Source organism: Telluria sp. ZB2R32 (assembly GCF_059685715.1).
The window spans coordinates 1-8,737 of sequence record NZ_JCASIG010000017.1; the positions used below are offsets into that span (position 1 = coordinate 1).

Consider the following 8,737-nt stretch of genomic DNA (forward strand, 5'->3'; position numbering starts at 1 on the left):
GACCATAGCAAGTCGGTCCCACCCCTTCCCATCCCGAACAGGACCGTGAAACGACTTTGCGCCGATGATAGTGCTGCAACCAGTGTGAAAGTAGGTTATCGTCAGGCTAGTTATAAGCAAAACCCCACCAGGTGATCCTGGTGGGGTTTTTTGCTTTGGGTCGTTTGTTTCAATCAGGCCCTGCCGGTCCGGCGTTGACCTTCACGCAACCCCGCACTATAGTCGGGGATTACCCGATCACCATCCAGAGACAATGCCGACGCTTGCCCAGTCCGCCGGAGACTTGTTCCGCCACGTCGCGGCCGACAAAGCCGCACTGTACCGGGCTATTATGGATACGTTCGCGGCCGCCAAACGGCAGTTCAGGCTGCAGTTGCGGCCCGACGAGGTGCAGATCGAAGCGCGCTGGCCTGGCACAACGCCGCCGCTCGACGAGATCCAGCACGCCCTGTCGCAGCTGGCGGACTGGGGCAATCTGGAGGCGCATCCGGATACGGCGCGTGTCTCGAGCGTCGAGGATTTTTATCGGGCGCGCTTCCTGTACCGCTTGTCGCTTGGCGGCGAGGCCGTCGAAGCGGGCCTGGCCGTCTTTGCGCGCACTCTCGCACGGCAGAGCGAACTACAGACGGTCGCCCTCGAAGACATCCTCACCCAGCTCAATGCGCTACTCGCCCTGGCAAGCGAATCCGCACCCGACCCGGCCAAGGTACACACCGCCTTGCGCGACCTGGTGCGTGTATTCGACGGCCTGGCCGACAATGCCCAGGCCTTCATGGCCAGCGTCGCCCGCACCATCGAATTGCAGCAGGCCGACGTGCAGGCCGTGATCGCCTTCAAGCAGCGCCTGATCGACTACCTGAACCGTTTCGTCAGCGACCTGGTGGGCCGTTCGGGCGCAATCGCCAGCCGCTTGCTCGAACTGGACAACCGGATCGAGCCGCTGCTGTTGCTTGCCGCGCAGCGCGAACGGCGCGATGCGGCGCCTGGCGACGAGGCCGGGCAGGCAGCGGCCCTGGATGAGCGCATGGCCACCTGGCGCGAGCGCTGGCGTGGTCTGTCGCGCTGGTTCATCAGCGACGGCCACATCCAGGCCCAGTCGGAGCTCTTGCGCGCCAAGGTGAGGGCGGCGATCCCGCAACTGCTGGCGGCGGTGGCGAACCTGAACGAACGCCGCAGCGGGCGCAGCGACCGCTCGGCCGACTATCGCATCCTGGCGCGTTGGTTCGCCGATACCGCCAGCGACGCCGAGGCGCACCGCCTGTGGCGCGCCGGCTTTGCACTCAATCCCGCCCGTCACTTCAGCCTGCAAGCCGATAGCGCGCATGCGGACCCGGTGCCCGCCTCCACGTCCTGGGCCGACGCGCCGCCGGTGCGCGTGCATCCACGCCTGCGCGAGCAGGGCGAGCTGACGCCGCGCGGCGCGCCGCCGCATGTCCGTGCACGCGATACCGAGGGCGCCATGCTGGCTGCCCGCGTTGCCGCCGAGCGGGCCGAGATCGACGCGGCGCGTGCGGTGCTCACCACCGGCCGGGCGACGCGCCTGTCCGACCTGGGCATGCTCGATGCACAGGCGTTCCGGCTGTTCCTGAACCTGCTCGGCGAAGCGCTCGTGGCGCAGGCGCGCCCCGGCGCCGAAGTGACATGCCAGAGTGCGGACGGCCTGCTGCAGATCCGCCTGGTGCCCTTGGAGGCGGACAGCGTCGCCAGTATCCAGACCAGCTTTGGCACCTTCAGCGGGCGTGACCACCTGCTGACGATCACCGCTACCGGAGGCGGCCATGACGCGTGATGCCGCCCAGGTCAAGGACGTGCTCGCGCGCCATCGCGAAGACGAGCGTCGCGACGCCTTGCGCGCCCTGTTGATGTGCCCCTTGATGACGGCGTCGCATCCGGTCTTTCACGCCGTGCGCCGCCACGAACGCGAATTGCGCGACTGGTTCTCGCAGGCGGCCGGCTGGATCCTGCACGTCGAGCGCGATTGCGCGCGCCTGTACAAGCGGCCAGCGGACCTGGCCGACGCCAGTCGCGGCGCCGCCGATTTCGACCGCCGCCGCTACATCCTGTTCTGCCTGGCCTGCGCGGCGCTCGAGCGCGCCGAACCGCAGATCACCTTGCGCACCCTTGGCGAAAAGCTGCTGGCCCTGGCCGCCGATCCGGAACTCGGCACGCGCGGTTTTACCTTTACCCTCGACAGCCATCACGAACGGCGCGAGCTGGTGGCCACCTGCCGCTATCTGCTGTCGCTTGGCGTGCTGCTGCGCGTGGCCGGCGACGAAGACGCCTTTGTCAGCAAGGTCGGCGACGCCCTGTACGACGTACAGCGGCGCGCACTGGCCGGCCTGCTGGCGGCCGCGCGCGGCCCCTCGACCTGGGCGTTCGAGCATGCCCCGCTGCGGCTGGACGAACGCCTTGCCGCCTTGACCGAAGAATTTACCCCCGACAGCGACGAGGGACGCCGCACCGCGATGCGTCACCACCTGGCACGCCGCCTGCTCGACGATCCGGTGGTCTACCTCGACGAACTGGACGACCGTCCCGCATTGCGCGCCTACTTCCAGAACCAGCGTGGTGCGCTTGCCGCGCGCCTTGGCGAGGCTACCGGCTTGAGCGCCGAGCAGCGCGCCGAAGGCCTGGCCCTGGTGGACGAGAGTGGAGAGCTCACCGACGTCGCCATGCCGGCGGCCGGCACCGCATCCCATGTCACCTTGCTGGTCGCCGAATTCCTGGCAAGCGCCGGCCGTGCCCACCCTGGGCTACCCGTTGCCGAGGCGGCGGTGCGCGAGGCCGTACGCGCCATGATTCCCGAGTACGGACGCTACTGGGCAAAGGCCGCGCGCGAGCCCGGCGCCGAACATGACCTGGCTAGCAATGCGCTGGGACGGCTGGAGATGCTCCGGCTGGTCCGGCGCGATGCGCAAGGTGTGTATCCGCTGCCGGCACTGGCGCGCTTTGCACTCGGCGACACCGAATTGGTCGCGCGCAAGCGCACGACAAACAAGGGCGCCGAGCGCGCCCAGGACGCCTTATTCTGATGCCCGATTCCCTGTTTTCCAGCGGCGCTGCGCCTGCGCTGCCGCCACTTCCCGAGCCGCTCCAGGCGCGCTGGCAACCTCTGCGCATCGGCCTGGTGGAGCTGTTTCACTACGATAGCGAAGAGTTCTGGTTCCGCGACGGCCATCTGCTTTTGCGCGGCAATAACGGCACCGGCAAGTCGAAGGTACTGTCGCTCACGCTGCCTTTCCTGTTCGACGCCAGCATCAAATCGTCGCGCATCGAGCCCGATGGCGACGCCACCAAGAAGATGGCGTGGAATCTGCTGCTCGGCAAGCACGAGCGCCGGGTCGGCTATGCGTGGATCGAGTTCGGCCGCATCGGCGAAGATGGCCAGCCGCGCTACCTGACCCTGGGCTGCGGCCTGTCGGCGGTCGCGGCGCGGAGCCAGGTCGACACCTGGTACTTCATTACCGAGGGCCAGCGTGTCGGGCGCGAGTTGTGGCTGATCGACGAACGGCGCGCAGTGCTGGGCAAGGAGCGCCTGGCGCAGGCGCTCGACGGCAGCGGACAGTTGTTCGACACCGCGCAAGCCTATCGCCGCGCGGTCGACGAGCGCCTGTTCCACCTGGGGGAAGCGCGTTACGCGGCCTTGATGGATACGCTGATCCAGCTGCGCCAGCCGCAGCTGTCAAAAAAACCGAACGAAGAGAACCTGTCGAATGCGCTCACCGAAGCGCTGGCGCCGCTGCCGGACGAGTTATTGGCCGACGTGGCCGAGGCCATGAACCAGCTGGAAGAATATGGCCAGCAGCTGGCCGAACTGAACGAACTGGCCAAAGCGGTTGGTCAGTTCAACCGCCGCTACAGCCAGTACGCGCGGGTGAATGCGCGGCGCCAGGCGCGCGTGCTGCGCACGGCGCAGACCGGCTTCGACAAGGCCAGCCGCGAACTGCACGAAGCACGTGCCGCCTTCGACGCCGACCAGTTGGCCGAGGCAGCGTTGCGCGCATCGCTCGATGCCGCCGAAGCGCAGCAGTTGCGCGACCGCGCCGCGCTCGACGAAATGCAGTCCGATCCGCGGATGCAGGACGCCAACCGCATCGACGAACTCGCCCGCAATCTTGGCGCGCGCCGGCGCGAGCTGGAGGCAGCGCAGGCAGCATTGCGCGAAGCCGTGCAGCGGCAGGCGCGCGACGCGGATGCGCTGCGCGGCTATGCCGAACGCGCTGAAGCCGCCTGCGCCGCGCTGGCACGCGCTGCCGCCGGCTTCGACGATGCGGGCACGGCGGCCGGCCTGGCGCAGCGCGAGGACTTCGCGGCAGCCACGGTCTGCTTCGCGCAACCGGATGCCCTGGCCGCTCTCGACCCAGCGGAGTACGAGCAGATGGAGCGCGCCTTGCGCAACCTTGGCCGGCAGCGTCGTGCCGATATCGCTGTGGTAGCCGAGCGCCTGCGCCAGCTCGATGCGGCGGGACAGGCGCGCGAGGCGGCGCAGACGCGGCGTGACGACAGTGCCGATGACCTCGCCGATGCCGCCGGGCGCCTGGCGGCCGGCGAGGCCGAGTTGCTCGCGCAGGCCGACCAGGTCGTTGACGCATGGAGCGCGCATGCGGCTGGGCTGCGCGAACTGGCGATCGACAGCGCAGCGGTGCTGCCGGCACTGGCCGACTGGACCCGCAGCCTCGAAGGCGAGAATCCCGCCCGCGCTGTCTTGATGCGCTCCCAGCATGACAGCAGCCTGCGGCTGGCGCAGGAAGAGGCAGCCGCGCTAGCGCGCCGCGCGCTGCTCGATGCGCAGGTTCTGGCCGTTCGCCAGGAGCGCGAGCACCTGACGAACGGCGTCGATAGCGCGCCGCCGGCGCCGTATCAGCGTGATCCCGGCGCGCGCCCGGATGGGCGCCTGGGCGCGCCGTTCTGGCGGCTGGTCGAGTTCCGCGCCGGCGTACCTGACCAGGCCGAGCGTGCCGGCCTTGAAGCCGCGCTGGAGGCGGCCGGCTTGCTTGATGCCTGGGTCAGCCCCGACGGCGCCATCGACGCCGGCGCCAACGCGCCGCTGTTCGACACGCTGCTGCGCGCACGGACGGCGCAGGCCGACTCATTGGCTGCCTGGCTGGCGCCGGCGCAACCGTGCGCACTTGACCCGCTGCTGGTCGAGCGCTTGCTGGCATCGGTTTCCTGCGGCGCGCACGACAGCGGCGCCGAGACCTGGATAGCGCCCGACGGACGCTTCCGTATCGGGCCGCTGGCCGGCGCCTGGTCCAAGCCGGCCGCCGAATACATCGGCGCGGCCAGCCGGGCCGAGGCGCGCCGCCGGCGCATCGGCGAGATCGACGCCACCCTGGCCCTGCTGGAAGAAGAACAAACGACCTTGTCGGGGACACTCGGGCTGCTGGCTGAACGGCGCACCCGCGCGGCGGCCGAGTGGGACGCGGCGCCGGCGGATACGGCGCTGCGCGGCGCCCATGTACAGGCTTCTGCACTGGAACGCGAGCGGCGCCAGTTCGCCGACCGATTGGTGGCGGCCGAAGCGCGCCTGGCCGCGGCGGCCGATGCCTGGCGCACCGCGCGCGCTGCCCTCGAGCGCGATGCCGCCGACCTGCAGCTGCCGCCGGATGGCGGCGCCTTGGCGGCAGTCTCCGCCGCGCTGGACGCGGCTGCGCAGGCATTGCAAGACCTGCTGCTGCGCGCCCAGCAGGTGCGCGATGTGCTGCCCGAACGGCGCCGCCAGCAAGACCGTCTCGAGGACGGCAACCGCGACGTCGCCGGACGCCGCGAGCAGGCGGCGCGCTGTGCCGAAGCCGTCGACGAGGCGCATACGCGCCTGGACACGCTGCGCGAACGGGTCGGCGCCCAGGTGGGCGAACTCACGGCGCGGCTGGCGGCGTTGCGCCAGGCGGTGCAGGATGGAGAAGCCGCGTTGAAGCATGCGCGTGCGCTGCTCAGTGCGGCCAGCGAAACCCGCGCCGTCAGCGGCCAGCGCACCGCAAGCGCCGCCGCGACGCTGGAAGAACGCAGCGCGCTGCGCCAGGGCGCGGTGCACGGACTCGAACAATTCAACGCCACCGGACTGTTGGCCATCGCGCTGCCCGAACTGGAACTGCCGCCTGCGCCATGGAGTATCGAGCCGGCACTTGGTGTGGCGCGCCGCGCCGAGCAACTGCTGCAAGAAGTCGATGCCGAGGAGGACGATTGGTCACGCGTGCAAAGCGCCTATGCGCGCGACTTTTCCGAATTGCAGAGCGCACTCACCGCGCTTGGCCACCAGGGCCAGGCCGAGCCGAGCGACCACGGCATGATCGTCACCATCGTCTACCAGAACCGGCCGCAGCGTCCGGACATCATCGAGGCGGCCATCCGCGCCGAGATCGCGCAGCGCCAGGAACTCTTGACCGCGCGCGAGACCGAGGTGCTCGAAAATCACCTGCAGGCGGAAGTGGCGGCGGCGATCCAGCGCCGCCTGCAGGAAGCCGACCGCCGGGTGGCGACGATCAACATCGAATTGGCCAAACGCCCGACCTCGACGGGCGTGCGCTTCCGCCTGCAGTGGCAGGCATTGGAGGAGGGCAGCGAGGGCGCACCGGTTGGGTTGGAAGCCGCGCGCAAGCGTCTGCTGAGCACCAGCTACGACGCCTGGTCGGCGGAAGACCGGCAAGTGGTGGGGCGCATGCTGCAGAACCGGATCGCGGCCGAGCGTGCACGCGACGATGCCGGGCGCAGCGGCAGCCTGCTCGAACTGCTGGCACGTGCGCTCGACTACCGGCGCTGGCATCGCTTCCGCGTGCAGCGCTGGCAGGATGGACAGTGGCGCCCGCTGTCGGGACCCGCTTCCAGCGGCGAGCGCGCGCTCGGGCTGACGGTGCCCCTGTTCGCGGCGGTGTCGAGTTTCTATACGCATGCTGGATCGCGTCATGCGCCGCGCCTGGTGCTGCTCGACGAAGCCTTTGCCGGCATCGACGATGCCGCACGTGCGCACTGCATGGCCCTGGTGCGCGAGTTCGACCTCGACTTCGTCATGACCAGCGAGCGCGAATGGGCCTGCTATGCAGAGCTGCCTGGCGTGTCGATTTGCCAGCTGCAGCGGCACGAAGGCATCGACGCCGTTCACGTGTCGCGCTGGAGCTGGGACGGCCGCGCGCGCCGGCTTGAAGAAGATGGCGCGCGGCGCTTCCAGGATGCGGCCGAGGCCAGCGCCGAATGAGCGACGCGAACCTGAAACTGGCGCGTCTGCTGGGCGGCGCCGCGCTGGCGCCACTGCGGGCACGGCTGCGCAGTCGCTATCAGCGCGGCCGTGAAAGTGGCGTCGTCACCCTCGGTAACCTGAGCGGGACGGAGCGCGATGCCCTGGCCGGCCTGCTTGGACGGCGCCCGAGCGAGGCCGGCTCGCTGCGGTTCGATATCGCGGAGCTGGACGCGCGCCTGGCCGATGCCGGGCTGGCAAGCTCCTTGCGGCACGCGCTGGAACTGCTCGATGGGCCAATCGTCGACCTGGTGGCGGCGCGTGCCGAATCCACGCGCAATTGGGAGAGCGTACGCGCGCTGGTGACGGACGGCAGACTGGCCGCATTTCTCTCCGATGGCCGCGGTCTGGGCCTGCTCAAGCGCCTGGCCGCGCACTTGCCGGTCGCCGCGGCGCTGATCGGGCGCGTGCAGGCCGTGCTGGCGCAATTGCCGGCGGCGGCCGTGACGCGCTCCCACCTGGCTGCGCAGTTGCTGGGCGACGCGCACGCGCTCGATCCAGGCAGCCCGGTAGCCACCATCGTGCTTGCCGTACTGCGGCGCGAACGCGCGGGGGCCGATGCCACCGAGGGTGAGGAAACGGTGCGCGAGTTATGGGCGGCAGTGGGAGTGCTGGTCAATGAACTGGCGCGCCCGGTGTTGTTCCTGAACTTGCCGGGCAGTGCGGGCGCAAGTGCAGGTGACCCAAGTGGCGAGCCGGGCTACCTGTCGCTGCGGGCGCTGATGCGTTCGGCGCCCGTATGGAACGTCGCATCGCGCGACGTCTATGTATGCGAAAACCCGAACCTGGTGGCCATCGCAGCCGATGCGCTGGGAGCCCAGTGCGCGCCGCTGGTGTGCACGGACGGCATGCCCGCGGCGGCGCAGCGTGCGCTGTTGTCGCAGTTGGCGCTGGCGGGCGCCCGACTACATTACCACGGCGATTTCGACTGGCCGGGCATCGTCATCGCGAATACGGTCGTCGACATGTTTGGAGCGGCGCCCTGGCGTTTTGGTGCAACCGATTACCTGAGTGCGCTCGACACCGATGCGGGAGCGACGCGGCCGCTGGCGGGAGCGGCGGTCGAGGCCCGCTGGGATAGCGCACTGACGCAGGCAATGCAAATGCAGGGCAGGGCGATCGACGAAGAAGCGCTGGCGGCCCGGCTGTTACGGGATCTGGACATGCGTCCAAAACAATCCTTGCCGGATACCCACGTCATTTGCTATGATTCGCCTCCTCGCAAAAACGACAACGAAATCAAGTAGTTGAAGTTAAAGCAAGGCGCCGCGCAGTAGTGCGGTGTAGCAAAAAGGGAGTTGACGAGAATCAGAAATTGCTTCATACTCTTGTTCCTGCTGATGACAAACAAAACGATTTGTCGCTGACAGCAAGCTGTAGTACCGAATAAAGTTCTTTAAAAATTAACAGTCGATAAGTGTGGGCGTTTGATGAAGGTGCCAGCAGTTGCGTAAGCTCTGCTGATTACTTAAATTATCAAATGTTCACAAAAGTATTAAGCGTTGT

At 68.5% G+C, this 8,737-nt stretch carries 4 protein-coding genes and 1 rRNA gene; all 5 read left to right on the plus strand.

What is annotated here, in order from left to right; all coding sequences use genetic code 11:
* Nucleotides 1-107: ribosomal RNA gene (rrf, locus tag AC56LG_RS24655) — 5S ribosomal RNA — on the plus strand; the annotation flags it as partial.
* Nucleotides 108-253: 146 nt separating this feature from the next.
* Nucleotides 254-1,789, plus strand: a complete 1,536-nt coding sequence (locus AC56LG_RS24660; protein WP_497168671.1) for a TIGR02677 family protein — start codon at nucleotides 254-256, stop codon at nucleotides 1,787-1,789.
* A complete protein-coding gene (locus tag AC56LG_RS24665; protein WP_497168672.1) occupies nucleotides 1,779-3,032 on the plus strand; it encodes a TIGR02678 family protein in 1,254 nt (417 codons plus the stop codon). Before AC56LG_RS24660 ends, AC56LG_RS24665 begins: the two co-directional genes overlap by 11 nt.
* A complete protein-coding gene (locus AC56LG_RS24670) occupies nucleotides 3,032-7,192 on the plus strand; it encodes a TIGR02680 family protein (protein ID WP_497168673.1) in 4,161 nt (1,386 codons plus the stop codon). Before AC56LG_RS24665 ends, AC56LG_RS24670 begins: the two co-directional genes overlap by 1 nt.
* On the plus strand, nucleotides 7,189-8,478 hold the full coding sequence (locus AC56LG_RS24675) for a TIGR02679 family protein (RefSeq protein ID WP_497168674.1): 1,290 nt from the start codon (nucleotides 7,189-7,191) through the stop codon (nucleotides 8,476-8,478). The genes AC56LG_RS24670 and AC56LG_RS24675 overlap by 4 nt, the downstream gene beginning before the upstream one ends.
* The last annotated feature ends 259 nt before the right edge of the window (nucleotides 8,479-8,737 follow it).

Excerpts from the sequence above, each read along its gene's own strand:
- AC56LG_RS24670 (WP_497168673.1), top strand. The coding sequence starts at position 3,032 with ATGCCCGATTCCCTGTTTTCCAGCGGCGCTGCGCCTGCGCTGCCGCCA.
- AC56LG_RS24665 (WP_497168672.1), top strand. The coding sequence starts at position 1,779 with ATGACGCGTGATGCCGCCCAGGTCAAGGACGTGCTCGCGCGCCATCGC.
- AC56LG_RS24675 (WP_497168674.1), top strand. The coding sequence starts at position 7,189 with ATGAGCGACGCGAACCTGAAACTGGCGCGTCTGCTGGGCGGCGCCGCG.
- AC56LG_RS24660 (WP_497168671.1), top strand. The coding sequence starts at position 254 with ATGCCGACGCTTGCCCAGTCCGCCGGAGACTTGTTCCGCCACGTCGCG.